Raw genomic sequence first — 15,546 nt, 5'->3', positions numbered from 1 at the left:
CATGACAGAGAACGACGCACCGAGGACCAGCACCCCGGGCGACGGCCTGGACGCCCACCTGGTCGTCGACCGCCGCACCTTCCGCCTGGACATCTCCCTCACCGCCGCCCCCGGCGACGTCGTCGCCCTCCTCGGCCCGAACGGCGCGGGCAAGACCACCGCGCTGCGCGCCCTCGCCGGGCTGACCCCGCTCACCGGCGGCCACCTCCGCCTGGACGGCACTGCCCTGGACCGCACGCCGCCCGAGTCCCGCCCGGTCGGCGTCGTCTTCCAGGACTACCTGCTCTTCCCGCATCTGACGGCGCTCGACAACGTGGCGTTCGGCCCGCGCTGTAGGGGCGCGAGCAAGGCGGAGGCCCGCGCACAGGCCGCCGCCTGGCTGGAGCGCATGGGCCTCGCGGAGCACGCCCGCGCCAGACCGCGCCGCCTCTCCGGCGGCCAGGCCCAGCGCGTCGCCCTCGCCCGCGCCCTGGCCACCCGCCCGCGGCTGCTCCTGCTGGACGAACCGCTGGCCGCCCTGGACGCCCGTACCCGCCTGGACGTACGGGCGCAGCTGCGCCACCACCTGGCCGGTTTCGAGGCGGTCGCCGTCCTGGTCACCCACGACCCGCTGGACGCCATGGTGCTGGCCGACCGGCTGGTGGTCGTGGAGCACGGCCGGGTCGTCCAGGAGGGCACCCCGGCCGAGATCGCCCGCCGCCCCCGCACCGACTACGTCGCCCAGCTGGTCGGCCTGAACCTCTACAAGGGCACCGCCGACGGACACACCGTCCGCCTCGACGCGGGCCCCGCCATCACCACCACCGAAGACCTCCACGGCCCGGTCTTCGTCGCCTTCCCGCCGGGAGCGGTCACCCTCTACCGCGACCGCCCCACGGGCTCCAGCGCCCGCAACCTGTGGCGCTGCGCGGTCACCGGCCTGGAGACGCACGGCGACCAGATCCGCGCCGCCCTCACCGGCGAGCTTCCCCTGGTCGCGGACCTGACCACGGTCGCCGCCGCCGAGCTGGACCTCCACGCGGGCGCCGAGGTCTGGGCCACGGTCAAGGCCACCCAGACACACGCCTACCCCGCCTGAAAGCCGCGGGGGCCGATAGGTCCGCGAGGTCGGCGATGCCCCCGGAGCGGCCCCGGAACGCGCAAGGGCCCCGCCCCGGCCTGTCCAGACCGGAGCGGGGCCCCACTCACCTCATCAGGGGCGCGAGCGGAATCAGTCCTCGTACGCGTCCAGCGGCGGGCACGAGCACACCAGGTTCCGGTCACCGAACGCCTGGTCGATCCGGCGCACCGGCGGCCAGTACTTGTCGGTGACGGAGACCCCGCCCGGGAAGACGGCCTCCTCGCGGCTGTACGCGTGCTCCCACTCCCCGCCGAGCGCGTCGGCGGTGTGCGGGGCGCCCCGCAGCGGGTTGTCGTCCGCGGGCCACTCACCGGAGCCGACCTTCTCGATCTCCGCGCGGATGGCGATCATCGCGTCGCAGAACCGGTCCAGCTCGGCCAGGTCCTCGGACTCGGTCGGCTCGATCATCAGCGTGCCGGCCACCGGGAAGGACATCGTCGGCGCGTGGAAGCCGTAGTCGATGAGCCGCTTGGCGACGTCGTCGACGCTCACGCCGGTCGCCTTCGTGATCGGACGCAGGTCGATGATGCACTCGTGCGCGACCAGGCCGCCGGGGCCGGTGTAGAGCACCGGGTAGTGCGGCTCCAGGCGCTTGGCGATGTAATTGGCGCTGAGCACGGCCACCTGCGTGGCCCGCTTCAGGCCCTCGCCGCCCATCAGGCGGACGTACGCCCAGGAGATCGGCAGGATGCCCGCGGAGCCCCACGGCGCGGCCGAGACCGGGCCGACGCCCGTCTCGGGGCCGGCGGCCGGCTGGAGCGGGTGGTTCGGCAGGTACGGCGCCAGGTGCTCGCGCACGGCCACCGGGCCGACGCCGGGACCGCCGCCGCCGTGCGGGATGCAGAAGGTCTTGTGCAGGTTCAGGTGCGAGACGTCGCCGCCGAAGTGACCCGGCTTGGCGAGGCCGACCAGCGCGTTCAGGTTGGCGCCGTCGACGTACACCTGGCCGCCGGCCTCGTGGACCTGGGCGCAGATGTCGGAGACGTGCTCCTCGAACACGCCGTGCGTCGACGGGTACGTGATCATGAGCACCGCCAGCTCGTCGCGGTACTGCTCGATCTTGGCCCGCAGGTCGTCGACGTCGATCTCGCCGTCGTCGGCGGTCTTGACGACCACGACCTTCATCCCGGCCATGACAGCACTCGCGGCATTGGTGCCGTGCGCGGAGGAGGGGATCAGGCACACGGTGCGCTGCTCGTCGCCGTTGGCCCGGTGGTAGCCGCGTACGGCCAGCAGACCGGCCAGCTCGCCCTGCGAACCGGCGTTCGGCTGGAGCGACACCTTGTCGTAGCCGGTGACCTCGGCGAGACGCTCCTCCAGCTCGCGGATGAGCGTGAGGTAGCCCTCCGCCTGCTCGGCGGGCGCGAACGGGTGCAGCTGGCCGAACTCCGGCCAGGTGACCGGCTCCATCTCCGTGGTCGCGTTGAGCTTCATGGTGCAGGAGCCCAGCGGGATCATGCCGCGGTCGAGCGCGTAGTCCCGGTCGGCGAGCCGGCGCAGGTAGCGCAGCATGGCCGTCTCGGAACGGTGCTGGTGGAAGACCGGGTGGGTGAGGAAGTCGTCGGTGCGCAGCAGCGCGCCCGGCAGCGCGTCCTCGGTGGCCGCGTCCAGCGCCTCGATGTCGCCCTCGACGCCGAAGGCGCTCCACACGGCGGCCAGCTGGGCGCGGGTGGTGGTCTCGTCGCAGGCGATCGACACCCGGTCGGCGTCGACGAGCCGCAGGTTGACGCCGTTCTCGCGGGCGGCGGCCACGACCTCGGCGGCCCGGCCCGGCACCCGCGCGGTGACCGTGTCGAAGAAGGAGCCGTGGACGACCTCGACCCCGCCGTCGCGCAGGCCCGCGGCCAGCAGCGACGCATACCGGTGGGTGCGCCGCGCGATGCCCGTCAGGCCCTCCGGACCGTGGTAGACGGCGTACATGCCGGCCATCACGGCGAGCAGCACCTGGGCGGTGCAGATGTTGCTGGTCGCCTTCTCACGGCGGATGTGCTGCTCACGCGTCTGCAGCGCGAGGCGGTACGCCTTGTTGCCGTCGGCGTCCACGGACACGCCCACCAGCCGTCCGGGCAGGCTGCGCGCCATCTTCTCCTGGACGGCCATGTAACCGGCGTGCGGGCCGCCGAAGCCCATGGGCACACCGAACCGCTGCGTCGTGCCGACGGCGATGTCCGCGCCCAGCTCACCGGGCGACTTCAGCAGCGTCAGCGCCAGCAGGTCGGCAGCGACGGTGACCAGCGCGCCCCGCTCGTGCGCCTGGTCGATGACGGGCTTGATGTCCCGTACGGCACCGGAGGCGCCGGGGTACTGGACGAGGACGCCGTTGATCTCCCGCCCGTCCAGCTCGGCCGGGATGCCCTCGGCGAGGTCCGCGACGACGACCTCGACGCCGGTCGGTTCGGCGCGGGTCTGGATCACGGCGATGGTCTGCGGCAGCGCGTCCGCGTCGACCAGGAACAGGCCCTTCTTGTTCTTGCCCATGCGCCGGGACAGCGCCATCGCCTCGGCGGCTGCCGTGCCCTCGTCGAGCAGCGAGGCACCGGAGGTCGGCAGGCCGGTGAGGTCGGCGACCATGGTCTGGAAGTTCAGCAGCGCCTCGAGCCGCCCCTGGGAGATCTCCGGCTGGTAGGGCGTGTACGCCGTGTACCAGGCCGGGTTCTCCATCACGTTGCGCAGGATGACGGGCGGCGTGAACGTGCCGTAGTAGCCGAGCCCGATCATGGAGTCGAGGACCTGGTTGCGGTCGGCCAGCTCGCGCAGCTCCGCCAGCACCTCGGCCTCGGAGCGCGCGCCCGGCAGGTCCAGGGCGTCGGCGTTCTTGATCACATCCGGGACCGCGGCGGCGGTGAGCTCGTCCAGCGAGCCGTAGCCGACCTGCGCGAGCATCTTGGCCCGAGCCTCCTGGTCGGGCCCGATGTGGCGCTGCTCGAAGGGAATGCCCTGCTCGAGCTCGGAGAGCGGAATGCGATGGGCGGTCATTGCGGAGGCCTCCTGGTCTGACGCGACCTTCGAGGGACACCACGGCGCGGGTGTCCCGACGGCCTCCCCCTCTGTCATCTCAACCTGAGAGCTTCACCGGATCGCCCCAGGGAGATCCGGCTTTCACCGTCGGTGAGAGCGGAAGCCGTCGACACCCGCCCTGCTTTCCAGAGTGACCTCGTCCGTGCGGTACGTGGGCCTGAGAGATTCCGGGGAGGATTTGCTCCTTCGGCGCCTCCGAGCGAACCGGAGGACTCTCCCGCACGGGGTCAGCAGCCGTTGTCAGCGTACCAGCGAGGTCAACGCCCAGGCGTTCGAGTGGCCGCGTGACCCAAAGTGCTCTTTCGTAGTGCTATCGGATGAGATGCGACCACGTGGAGGGCCCGTGCAGACCGACATCGATCCGCGCAACCTGATCGGCCGCAAGGCGTTCGACCGCAACGGCACCAAGATCGGCACCATCGACGAGGTCTACCTCGACGACGCGACCGGCGTCCCGGAGTGGGCGGCCATACGGACCGGCCTGTTCAGCAGGGACGCCTTCGTCCCGCTGGAGCCCAGCGAGCTGATCGAGGGCAGCCTCCACGTGCCCTTCGACCGCGCCCTGATCAAGGACGCCCCCGACTTCGGCGTGGGCCGCCACCTCTCCCCCGAGCAGGAACTCCAGCTCTACCACCACTACGGCCTCGACCTCGCGCCCCCGCCGGCCCTGCCCGACCGCGACTTCGGCAAGGTCGCGGGCACGGACGAGACCTGAAGACCCCGGGGTGAGCGGGCAGGGGCAGGGCCGAACCGGGCACCCACCGGCTTCACCCACCGAGCCCGCTCGCCCACCACAGCCCCGACCGCTCACCCCGGGCACCATCCTCACCGCCCTCGCTCAGCTCTCCACGGCCCTCACAGCCCGCCCAGCTCTCACGGCCCTCCGGGAGCACCACGCATCCGGCCCCTCATCCAGGCACCACTCGCGCCCCGTCCCCCGCGGCCGCCTCTCCCCCGGGTCTTCGCGCGACCAACGGCAACGGCTCGGCCGGCTCCAGCGCCGGATCGTCGGTCCGGAACGTCCGCACCCGCCCCGGCTCCGAGTCAGGGGTCTCGAACCGCACGGTCACCCTCCCCAGCCCGCTGCCCTGCACCCAGCCGTGTCCGTACTCGGCGTGCCGCACGTCGTGCCCCGCCGGCCACCGCCGCTCGGCCTGCTCCGCCTCCACCGGCGCCTGCTCCTCGGGCGCCTCCTCCAGGGGTCCGTCCTCCCGCACCCCCGCCGCCTGTGCGAACAGATCCTCCTGCGTGTAGTCGGCGAGACCGGTGACCCCGACCCCCAGCAGCCGTACGCCGCCCGTGGTGTCCACCGACTCCAGCAGCCGCGCCGCGGCCTCCCGCACCACCGCCGGGTCGTCCGTGGGCCCGCGCAGCGTCTCGGACCGGGTCAGCGTGGAGAAGTCATACCGCCGCACCTTCAGCACGATGGTCCGCCCCGACAGCCCCGCGCCCCGCAGCCGCCGCACACACCGGTCCGCCAGCCGCCGCACCTCCAGCCCCACCCGGAGCCGGTCGTGGATGTCCACGTCGTAGGTGTCCTCGACCGACACCGACTTGGCCTCCCGCTCGGCCACCACCGGCCGGTCGTCCCGCGCCAGCGCCATCGCGTGGAGCGCGTGCCCGTGCGCCTTGCCCAGCAGCCGCACCAGCTCGTCCTCGCCCGCCTCGGCCAGCTCACCGACCGTGGTGATGCCGGCCCGCCGCAGATGGTCGCCCGTGGCCGGCCCCACCCCCGGCAGCGTGCGCACCGGCATCGGCTCCAGCAGCGCCCGCTCCGTGCCCGGCGGGATCAGCACCAGTCCGTCGGGCTTGGCCTGCTCGGAGGCGATCTTCGCGAGCATCTTGGAGGCCGCCAGCCCCACCGACCCGGTCAGGCCGGTCACCTCCCGGATGCCGGCGCGCAGCCTCGCCCCGGCCAGCCGCGCCGACTTCTCGTCCCACGCCGCGCCCCCGGCCTCCAGATCGACGAACGCCTCGTCGAGACTCAACGGCTCCACCAGTGGCGACAGCGACCGCAGCAGCCCCATCACCTGCTCGCTGATCGACCGGTAGAACTGGAAGCGCGGCACCAGATACGCGGCATTCGGCGCCAGCCGCCGCGCCTGCGCCATCGGCATCGCCGAGTGCACCCCGAAGACCCGGGCCTCGTACGAGGCGGTGGCCACCACCCCTCGTGGCCCCAGCCCGCCCACGATGACGGGTTTCCCGCGCAGGCTCGGCTTCGACGCCTGCTCCACCGAGGCGAAGAAGGCGTCCATGTCGAGATGCAGGATCGTCGGCGCGGTTCTCACATCTCCGATGCTGCACCACACCACTGACAATGCGGCCACGCGGCCACGTCACCGGCCGGCCAGCACACCGCGCGGACCGCTGCGGGCCGCGTCCGCACCGCGGAAACCGCTTCACTCCCCGCGACCGATCAGCCCCGTCTCAGGGCGCCACAGGGCGCGACCGTCTCAGACCGCGCGGTTGCGCCGCCGCGCCAGCTCGTCGGCCGGATTGTGCCCGACCAGCGTCTCCCCCGTGTCGACGCGCTCACCGTGCAGCTGGGACAGCGCGTTCTCGACGTCCCGCCACACCACGCCGACCGCGATCCCGAAGATCCCCTGACCGCCTTGGAGCAGCGCGTGGACCTCGTCGGGCGAGGTGCACTCGTACACCGTCGCACCGTCGCTCATCAGCGTCATACGCTCAAGATCACGGAACCCGCGTTCCCTGAGGTGCTGAACGGCGGTGCGGATGTTCTGCAACGACACCCCGGTGTCGAGGAACCGCTTGACGATCTTCAGGACCACCACGTCCCGGAAGCTGTACAGCCGCTGCGTCCCCGACCCGTAGGCGGGCCGCACGCTCGGTTCGACCAGGCCCGTGCGCGCCCAGTAGTCCAGTTGCCGGTAGGTGATGCCCGCCGCCGCGCAGGCCGTCGGACCTCGGTAGCCGACCTCCTCGGTCGCATCGGACGCCGCCCCTCCGTCGCCGGGTACAGCCACCGGCCGCGGCGCAGCGTGACCGGCCGCCCGCCCAAGCGGGTACGGACCGCTCTCCGCCGGACTGCGTCCGGTGGCACCCCCAGCCGTACCGTCGCCGCTGCTTCTCACGCCGACCTCCGTCCTTGACCTGCCTTCTCGACGGTAGGCAGTCACCAAGGGTGCGTCAACGATCGCCACACTCGGCACGCCGAGTGATAATCACCCTAAGAGTGGTTTCCCGTACCCCACCGCGGGGAAAGGCTAGCCGAATGCTCTCGGCGGAGGCCGCAGGACGCTCTCAGGCGCCGCCGGCACATGCCGCGGCGCGCTGCACCAAGGGGCCGGTCCGCCGCCGAGGCCCGCCGGACCGTTCCGCCTCACTGGTTGCTGGTGCCGAAGTCCTCGGGCGAGATCTGGTCCAGGAACTCGCGGAACTTCTCCACCTCGTCCTCCTGCTCGTCCGGGATCGCGATACCGGCGTCGTCCAGCACCCCGTCACTGCCGTAGATCGGCGTTCCGGTGCGCAGGGCCAGCGCTATGGCATCGGACGGACGGGCGCTCACCTCGACCCCGCTGGCGAAGACCAGCTCCGCGTAGAAGACGCCTTCCCGCAGATCCGTGATGCGGACTTCGGTGAGCTCCTGGCCGACGGCCTCCAGCACGTCCTTGAACAGGTCGTGGGTCAGCGGTCGCGCGGGGGCCATGCCCTGCTGGGCGAAGGCGATCGCCGTCGCCTCCCCCGGCCCGATCCAGATGGGGAGGTAGCGGTCGCCTCCCACTTCGCGCAGGAGCACGATCGGTTGGTTGGAGGGCATCTCGACCCGGACACCTACGACATCGAGCTCGTTCACACAGCAACCCTAGGCCGTGCTCGGGACGTTTGGGTAGTCGGGTCGGCATCAGGCGCCCGATCCGGCCGCTCACGCCCCCTGCGACCCGCCGCCCACGCATCCTCGGACCCCGCCGCCCGCGCCCCCTGGGGACCTGCCGCGCGCGTACTCGAGAAGCCCAGCTCAGGGCAGCCGCACCCCGAGGGCGGTCTGCACGAGCGCCGCGTGCAGTTTCACCGCGAGCCCCGCCAGTTCCTTGGTGCGGGCCTCCGCTAGTGCCCTGGTCTGGGGGTTGCGGTGTCGTTTCAGCGGGGCCACGACCTGGTCCACCAGCCCGGCCTCTCGCTCCGCCGCGGCCTTCATCGACCGCAGGTGCCGCGGCTCGATCCCGAACCGCCCCAGCTCGGCGACCAGCGTCGCCACGGTGACGCACTCCGCGTCGTACACACCCTCCGCGACCGCCCTGATCAGCCCGTACGCCTCCCACTCGGCGAGCTGCCCCTCGTCGATCCCGGCGGCGGCCAGCAGCTCGGCGCGCCCGATCCGGGCGGCCGTGGGCCCCTCGGCCGGCTCCGGCACCGCTTCGCCGTCGCGCTGCCGGCCGAGCGTGGGAAGGCGCACCTCCTCGCCGCGCTCCAGCGCGTCCAGGTGCTCACGAATCACCTTGAGGGGCAGATAGTGGTCCCGCTGCATCCTCAGGACATGGCCGAGACGCTCCACGTCACCGGCGCTGAACTTGCGATACCCCGAGGGGGTCCGCTGCGGCTCGATCAGCCCTTCCGACTCCAGGAAACGGATCTTGGAGATGGTGACCTCGGGAAACTCCTCGCGCAGCACGTTCAGCACCGTGCCGATGCTCATCAGCCCAGTGCCCGCGGCGGCGGTACCGGTCCCGGCACCGCCGCTCGGTGTTTGAAGCATGGACCTTCCCTGGGGTTCCCCCCGGACTGCGTCTGGGGGAGGGTCAGATTCCCTGCCGGCTCGCGTAGAAGACCAGTCGGTACTTGCCGATCTGCACCTCGTCACCGTTCGACAGCGCGACCTGGTCGATCCGCTCACGGTTGACGTACGTGCCGTTCAGGCTGCCGACGTCGGCCACCGTGAACGAGCCGTCCGGGCTGCGCCGGAACTCCACGTGCCGCCGGGAGACGGTGACGTCGTCCAGGAAGATGTCGCTCTGCGGATGACGCCCCGCCGTCGTCAGGTCGCTGTCGAGCAGGAAGCGGCTGCCCGAGTTCGGCCCGCGGCGCACCACCAGGAGCGCGGAGCCCAGCGGCAGCGCGTCGACGGCGGCCTGCGCCTCCGGGGAAAGCGTCGGCATCGGCGTCTGACCGGTGGCCTCCGCGTCGTAGGCCTCGAGACCGCTGATGGAGATCGTGGAGGTCGTCTCGGACGAACGCTCCGCCCCCGCCCGCAGCGGCGCGCCGCAGTGGGAACAGAAGCGGCTGCTCTCCGCGTTGCGGTTACCGCACCTCGTACACACCAGGACCGACATGGACGGACCCTCCTGCCGCGGCTGCCCCGCCGGGGCATTGGACGCGTACGGGCCGGAGGAGAACCCTCCACCCGTACTTGAGGTTGACGGTTGCCCGAAACCTATGCCGCCGGACTGGGCAGGGTCAACAGACGGCGCGCCCTGACCTCCCGGAATGTCACCGCCCGGACCAGCCACCTGGTCCCGGAACAGCGGCCGCTGGCCCTCCGCGTCAGGCTGTGCGCGATGACGGGCGGTCGCGTTGCTGTCGCTGCCCTCTCGCGCGCTCTTGCCAAACAACTTCGCAAACAACTTCACGGGCGATTCCCCTTGACCGAAACAGACCCGCCCGTGGGGCAGGACGAACCCTGATTGCACACACTGGTCGAGCCGGACATCCTCACAACGTCCGTGTCCACCAGACAGTTTCCACCACGCACCACCCAATCGGTGCGCCGACCCCCCGCAACCTCATGCCCTCGCCGGACGTCAGCCATGCACCGCCGGTTCACTGGGAGGACGACCGAGCGTAGTCAGGTCGCTCCGCGGGTCGCAAGGCGTCGACGATGATCTTGTCGGACCGCTCGACGGTCACGGTGGCCTGCTCCTTCTCAAGCGTCTGCACCACGCCTCCAGGGATGTTCAGCGCCGGTTCCAGGTCCTGCGGCTTGCCGATGACCTTGAAACGATAGGGCGCGTTGATCTTGTTCCCGTCGACGCTCACGCTTTTGCCGGAATCCGTGAGGTAGGTTCCCGCGACCACCCGCACACCGTTCACCTGGATCGCCTCGGCGCCCGCCGCGCGCAGTTCCTGGATCGCGTCGAGCAGCATGTCCGCCTCGACCGTCCCCTTCGTGTCCTGGATCGTCATGGTGATGCCGGGGCCCTCCGCGGCCACCGTGCCCGCGAGGACGCCGAGTTGCCTCTCCTTCTCGATCGTCTGCCGCCGGGCCTCCTCGGCCTGGTTCGAGCTGTTCTCCAGCTCGTCCCGCTGCTCCTCGAGCCCCTGCTTCTCGTCTTCAAGACGCTCTGTGCGGTCATCGAGTTCATCGAGGATGCGGACCAGATCCTCCTGGCGCGCCCCGCGCAGGGCGCTGTCGCCGTCGCTGTTCGAGGCGACCTGCACGGCCAGCCCGAAGCCCAGCCCGAACAGCAGCAGCGCGACGATGAGTTGGGCACGGGTGACGCGCGGCGGCCACAACCCCTTCACCAGGCGCTGCCGGCCGGTCAGCGCGGGCTCGCCCGTCTCCTGCGGCTCGGCCGCCTGCGGCGCGGGGGCCGGCACCTCCTCCGGCAGCTCCTTGCGCAGCCGGTTCTCGCCCGTCTCGTCCTGGGTGCTCATCGGCCTCACGCCCGGAACACGTGCCGGCGGATCGCCGCGGCGTTGGAGAAGATCCGGATGCCGAGCACGACCACCACACCCGTGGACAGCTGGGCGCCCACACCCAACTTGTCCCCCAGGAACACGATCAGCGCGGCGACGACCACGTTCGACAGGAACGACACCACGAAGACCTTGTCGTCGAAGATGCCGTCGAGCATGGCCCGCAGACCACCGAAGACGGCGTCGAGTGCCGCCACGACGGCGATCGGCAGATAAGGCTCGACGACCGCCGGAACCTCGGGCCGGACCAACAGGCCGGCCACGACTCCCAGGACGAGGCCCAGTACGGCGATCACGATGTGCCCTTCTCAGTTCTCGGCTGTGCTGACTCAGTTCTCGGCTGCGCGGTGCGCACGGTCACACTCGGCGCGGCCGGAAGCCGGAGATCGTCCTCCACGGAGATGCCGGTCCGGATGCCGAAGTTCTCCTGCAAGGCATGCAGGTACAGCCCGTCCGCGCTGTTCTGGAACCGGGTGCTCAGCCGCTCCCCGTCCCCCACCGCGAGCACGGTGTACGGCGGCACCAGCGGCCGGTTGTCGACCAGTATGGCGTCGCCCGCGGCCCTGATCGCCGACAGGGCCGTCAGCCGCTGCCCGTTGATCGAGACGGCCTCCGCGCCGGACTCCCACAGCCCGTTGACCACCCGCTGCATGTCCCGGTCGCGCACCCGCCCGGTGTCGGCGAAGCCGGAGGACCCGCGCGGATCCCCGTCCTCCCCGGAACCGGATCCCTTGGCGTCGTTCACCACGAGCTTCACGCCCGGCCCGTGCACCTCGGTCGCGCCCGAGAGGATGCCGATCAGCTCCCCCTGACCGTCCCCGCCGCTGTGCTTCAGCGCGGCCCGCCGACGCGCGTCGACCTCGTCGCGCAGCGTGTCGACGGCGTCCTCCAGCTCGTCGGCCGCGTCGCTCTCCCGGTCGATGCGGTCGATCAGCTCCTCGCGCTCCTTGGCCACGGCGGGAGCGGCCACCCGCGCCTGCGCCGCCCCGACAGTGACCACGAGGGCCGCCAGGACCAGCCCGGCGGCGAGCCCCAGCCGGGCCCGGAGCGTCTTGGGCATGCCCCCGCCACCCGAGTCCCGCTTGCGCGCCGCCGCCTCGGCGTACCCGTCGTCGAGGCTGTGATCCATGACGTTGGTGAGCAGCGACATCGACGCGTCCGGACGCGCGGGCGGACGCGTCGACGTGCTCCGAACGGGGGGCTGCTGCGACATGCCGCACATCGTCGCACGTCGCGCCCGGTACCTCCGAACGGCCCCACCGGCGTGCCGGACAGGCCCCCTTCAGGGACACTTGTCCGGCACGCACGCGTGCGGGGCGTTTTACCGGCCGGCGCTCTCCACGACCGCCGACCACTCGTCGAGCAGGGCCTGGGCGGACGCGTCGTCCGGCCCCTCGGCCCACAGGTGCGTGACCGCCTCGGCCGGGTCGGGCAGCACCATGACCCAGCGCCCGTCGGCCTCCACCACGCGGACGCCGTCGGTGGTGTCCACGAAGCGGTCTCCGGCCGCCTCGACGACCCGCCGCATGACCAGCCCCTTGACGGCCCACGGCGTCGCCAGGTCCCGCTTGAGCACGTGCGCCCGCGGAATCCGCGCGTCGATCTGGCTCAGCGTGAGCTGCGTGCGCGCCACCAGCCCGATCAGCCGTACGAAGGCCGCCGTACCGTCGAAGACACTGCTGAACTCCGGAACGATGAAGCCGCCCTTGCCGTCGCCACCGAAGATCGTGGACTCCTCGGCCCCGACCCGCGTCAGATCGTCCGGCGAGGTGGTCGTCCACTCGACCTGCGTCCCGTGGTACGCCGCCACCTGCTCCGCGATCCTCGTGGTCGTCACGGGCAGCGCCACCCGCCCGCTGCGCCGCTCGGCGGCCACCAGGTCGAGCATCACCAGCAGGGCCCGGTCGTCCTCGACGATCCGCCCCTTCTCGTCGACCAGCGACAGCCGCTCGCCGACCGGGTCGAACCGCACGCCGAAGGCCGCCCGCGCGGACGCGACGATCTCGCCCAGCCGCATCAGCCCCTTGCGCCGCGCCTCCGCCGACTCGGTCGGCCTCGACTCGTCCAGACCCGGGTTGATCGTCAGGGAGTCCACTCCGAGCTTGCCCAGCAGGCTCGGCAGGACCAGACCCGCGCTGCCGTTCGACGCGTCGACGACGACCTTCAGCCCGGACTCGGCGATCCCCGTCGTGTCGACATTCCGCAGCAGCGACCCGGTGTACGAGTCGAACACGCTCGCCGGGAAGTGCAGATCACCGATCTCACCGGGGAACGCCCGCCGGTACTCCTGCCGCGCGAACACCCGGTCGAGCTTGCGCTGGCTGGCCTGCGACAGGTCCGCGCCCTGGCTGTCGAAGAACATGATGTCCACGGAGTCCGGCACCCCGGGCGTGGTCCTGATCATGATCCCGCCGGCGCTGCCTCGCGCGGTCTGCTGCCGCGCCACCGGCAGCGGTACGTTCTCCAGATCGCGGACTTCGATCGCGCTGGCCTGGAGCGCGGAGATCACGGCCCGCTTCAGCGCGCGGGCACCACGGGAGTGGTCGCGGGCCGTGGTGACCGTCGCGCCCTTCTTCAGCGTGGTCGCGTACGCGCCGGCCAGCCGCACGGCCAGCTCCGGCGTGATCTCGACGTTCAGGATGCCGGAGACACCGCGGGCCCCGAAGAGATGCGCCTGGCCTCTCGACTCCCAGATGACCGAGGTGTTGACGAAGGCACCGGCCTCGATCGTCTTGAACGGATAGACCCGCACATTGCCCTGCACGATCGATTCTTCACCGATCAGGCACTCGTCGCCGATGACCGCGCCGTCCTCGATCCGCGCGGCGCGCATGATGTCGGTGTTCTTCCCGACCACGCATCCGCGCAGATTGCTGTGCGGCCCGACGTACACGTTGTCGTGCACCACGGCCTTGTGCAGGAACGCGCCGCTCTTGACGACCACGTTCGAGCCCACGACGGTGTGCTCGCGGATCTCGGCGCCGGCTTCGACCTTGGCGTAGTCGCCGATGTAGAGCGGACCGCGCAGAACGGCGTCGGGGTGCACCTCGGCGCCCTCGGCCACCCACACACCCGGGGAGATCTCGAAGCCGTCGATCTCGACGTCGACCTTGCCCTCGAGGACGTCGGCCTGCGCCTTGACGTAGCTCTCGTGCGTGCCGACGTCCTCCCAGTAGCCCTCCGCGACATAGCCGTAGATCGGCTTGCCTTCCTTCATCAGCTGCGGGAAGACATCGCCGGACCAGTCGACGGGCACATCGGGCTCGACGTAGTCGAAGACCTCGGGCTCCATCACATAGATGCCGGTGTTCACCGTGTCCGAGAAGACCTGGCCCCAGGTCGGCTTCTCCAGGAAGCGCTCGACCTTGCCCTCCTCGTCGACGATGGTGATGCCGAATTCCAAGGGGTTGGGCACGCGCGTCAGACAGACGGTGACCAGAGCGCCCTTTTCCTTGTGGAAGTTGATCAGGTCCGTGAGGTCGAAGTCGGTCAGGGCGTCACCGGAGATGACAAGGAAGGTGTCGTCCTTCAGCGCCTCTTCGGCGTTCTTGACGCTTCCCGCGGTACCGAGGGGCTTCTCCTCGTTGGCATAGGTGAGCTCCATGCCGAGCTCTTCGCCGTCACCGAAGTAATTCTTGACCAGTGAGGCGAGGAACTGCACGGTGACAACGGTCTCGTTGAGCCCATGCCTTTTGAGCAGCCGCAGAACGTGCTCCATGATCGGCCGGTTGGCCACCGGCAGGAGCGGCTTGGGCATGCTTGAGGTCATAGGGCGAAGGCGCGTGCCTTCGCCGCCGGCCATCACGACGGCCTTCATGTCGGAAGCGTCCTCCTCGAAGAGACGACGGTACAGCCGACTTCACCCGTCCGAATTGTCCCGCACTTTTCCCCAGCGGGCCATCGCGCCGTTACGACGTTGGAATCGACGATCGACGAGCTCAATCGGTCAGGGCGTCCGCACGAACCAGACGGCGGACCTGTACCACGTAAAGAACTCCTGCCCACCAATACAGCGTTGTACCCCATCCGGCGAACGCCCATCCGAAAATAGCAGCGAGTGACGAGATCCATCCACTTCCGTCACTGAGCAGCAGCAGCGGGAAGGCATACATCAGGTTGAAGGTCGCTGCCTTCCCGAGGAAGTTCACCTGCGGCGGCGGATAGCCGTGGCGGCGGAGGATCCCCACCATCACCAGCAGAACCAGCTCTCGCGCCAGCAGTACGGCGGTCAGCCAGAGCGGCAGAATCTCACGCCAGGTGAGACCGACCAGGGTCGAGAGAATGTAGAGCCGGTCGGCCGCGGGATCGAGAAGCCGGCCGAGGCTGCTGATCTGGTTCCACCGCCGCGCCAGCTTGCCGTCCAGGTAATCACTGACGCCGCTCAGAGCCAGTACCAGCAGCGCCCAGCCATCGCTCTTGGGGCCGCCGAACTCGGGCCTGAGAATCAGCCACAGGAAGAGGGGCACGCCGACGAGACGCGCCATGCTGAGGATGTTCGGGATGGTGAGCACCCGGTCTGTCTGAACACGGGTCTCCTGGACCTCCACCCGGGGGCCTCCTGTGGGAAACGTACCAACGATGCCCCCCGACCTTACCTCAACACAAAAAAGCTCTGGCCCTCGGGCTGTATGCCCAAGAGCCAGAGCTCTAAAAGGAGTTCGGCGGCGTCCTACTCTCCCACAGGGTCCCCCCTGCAGTACCATCGGCGCTGTGAGGCTTAGCTTCCGGGTTCGGAATGTAACCGGGCGTTT

At 70.6% G+C, this 15,546-nt stretch carries 13 protein-coding genes, 1 rRNA gene and 1 riboswitch; of the genes, 2 read left to right on the top strand and 12 right to left on the bottom strand.

Features of this window, described 5'->3' with window-relative positions:
- The first annotated feature begins 1 nt into the window (after position 1).
- Entirely contained in the window at positions 2–1,078 is a 1,077-nt protein-coding gene (locus AB0K92_RS26850) for an ABC transporter ATP-binding protein (protein ID WP_365926992.1), read from the top strand.
- 132 nt (positions 1,079–1,210) lie between these two features.
- Here the strand turns inward: AB0K92_RS26850 and gcvP are convergent, their stop codons facing one another.
- The gene (gene gcvP / locus AB0K92_RS26845; RefSeq protein WP_365926920.1) at positions 1,211–4,096 is read right to left on the bottom strand and encodes an aminomethyl-transferring glycine dehydrogenase; all 2,886 of its coding nucleotides are present in this window, start codon (positions 4,094–4,096) and stop codon (positions 1,211–1,213) included.
- A gap of 177 nt (positions 4,097–4,273) precedes the next feature.
- A riboswitch (glycine riboswitch) is annotated at positions 4,274–4,368 on the bottom strand.
- Positions 4,369–4,481: 113 nt separating this feature from the next.
- On the opposite strand from gcvP, the gene AB0K92_RS26840 reads away from it, so the two are divergent.
- Positions 4,482–4,853, top strand: coding sequence for a PRC-barrel domain-containing protein (locus AB0K92_RS26840; RefSeq protein WP_165996497.1), 372 nt, complete (start codon positions 4,482–4,484; stop codon positions 4,851–4,853).
- 193 nt (positions 4,854–5,046) lie between these two features.
- On the opposite strand, the gene AB0K92_RS26835 is transcribed toward AB0K92_RS26840, so the two are convergent.
- The 11 genes from AB0K92_RS26835 to rrf form a co-directional block, all read right to left on the bottom strand.
- On the bottom strand, positions 5,047–6,429 hold the full coding sequence (locus tag AB0K92_RS26835; RefSeq protein WP_365926918.1) for a DNA polymerase IV: 1,383 nt from the start codon (positions 6,427–6,429) through the stop codon (positions 5,047–5,049).
- 165 nt (positions 6,430–6,594) lie between these two features.
- Entirely contained in the window at positions 6,595–7,281 is a 687-nt protein-coding gene (locus AB0K92_RS26830; RefSeq protein ID WP_166004667.1) for a MerR family transcriptional regulator, read from the bottom strand.
- A 203-nt stretch (positions 7,282–7,484) separates the two neighbouring features.
- A complete protein-coding gene (locus AB0K92_RS26825) occupies positions 7,485–7,958 on the bottom strand; it encodes a bifunctional nuclease family protein (RefSeq protein WP_067026588.1) in 474 nt (157 codons plus the stop codon).
- A 162-nt stretch (positions 7,959–8,120) separates the two neighbouring features.
- Complete coding sequence (locus AB0K92_RS26820; RefSeq protein WP_365926916.1) at positions 8,121–8,858, bottom strand: MerR family transcriptional regulator; 738 nt, start codon at positions 8,856–8,858, stop codon at positions 8,121–8,123.
- A gap of 43 nt (positions 8,859–8,901) precedes the next feature.
- Positions 8,902–9,858 (bottom strand): FHA domain-containing protein, encoded by a 957-nt coding sequence (locus AB0K92_RS26815; protein ID WP_365926914.1) that lies wholly within the window; start codon positions 9,856–9,858, stop codon positions 8,902–8,904.
- Positions 9,859–9,919: 61 nt separating this feature from the next.
- Entirely contained in the window at positions 9,920–10,753 is an 834-nt protein-coding gene (locus tag AB0K92_RS26810) for a DUF881 domain-containing protein (protein ID WP_365926912.1), read from the bottom strand.
- Positions 10,754–10,758: 5 nt separating this feature from the next.
- Positions 10,759–11,091, bottom strand: coding sequence for a small basic family protein (locus tag AB0K92_RS26805; RefSeq protein ID WP_009343209.1), 333 nt, complete (start codon positions 11,089–11,091; stop codon positions 10,759–10,761).
- Positions 11,088–12,017 carry a DUF881 domain-containing protein gene (locus AB0K92_RS26800; protein WP_365926910.1) on the bottom strand — a complete coding sequence of 310 codons (930 nt, stop codon included), beginning with the start codon at positions 12,015–12,017 and terminating at the stop codon, positions 11,088–11,090. Before AB0K92_RS26800 ends, AB0K92_RS26805 begins: the two co-directional genes overlap by 4 nt.
- A 99-nt stretch (positions 12,018–12,116) precedes the next feature.
- The gene (locus tag AB0K92_RS26795) at positions 12,117–14,612 is read right to left on the bottom strand and encodes a mannose-1-phosphate guanyltransferase (protein WP_165996509.1); all 2,496 of its coding nucleotides are present in this window, start codon (positions 14,610–14,612) and stop codon (positions 12,117–12,119) included.
- A gap of 121 nt (positions 14,613–14,733) precedes the next feature.
- Complete coding sequence (locus AB0K92_RS26790) at positions 14,734–15,342, bottom strand: CDP-alcohol phosphatidyltransferase family protein (RefSeq protein ID WP_365926908.1); 609 nt, start codon at positions 15,340–15,342, stop codon at positions 14,734–14,736.
- A 109-nt stretch (positions 15,343–15,451) separates the two neighbouring features.
- A 5S ribosomal RNA gene (rrf, locus tag AB0K92_RS26785) occupies positions 15,452–15,546 on the bottom strand; the annotation flags it as partial.

The sequence above is a fragment of the Streptomyces sp. NPDC052687 genome (assembly GCF_040678395.1).
Taxonomy (GTDB): Bacteria; Actinomycetota; Actinomycetes; order Streptomycetales; family Streptomycetaceae; genus Streptomyces.
The sequence above is the reverse complement of the archived record's forward strand: the minus strand, read 5'-3'. Positions and strand labels throughout refer to the sequence as shown.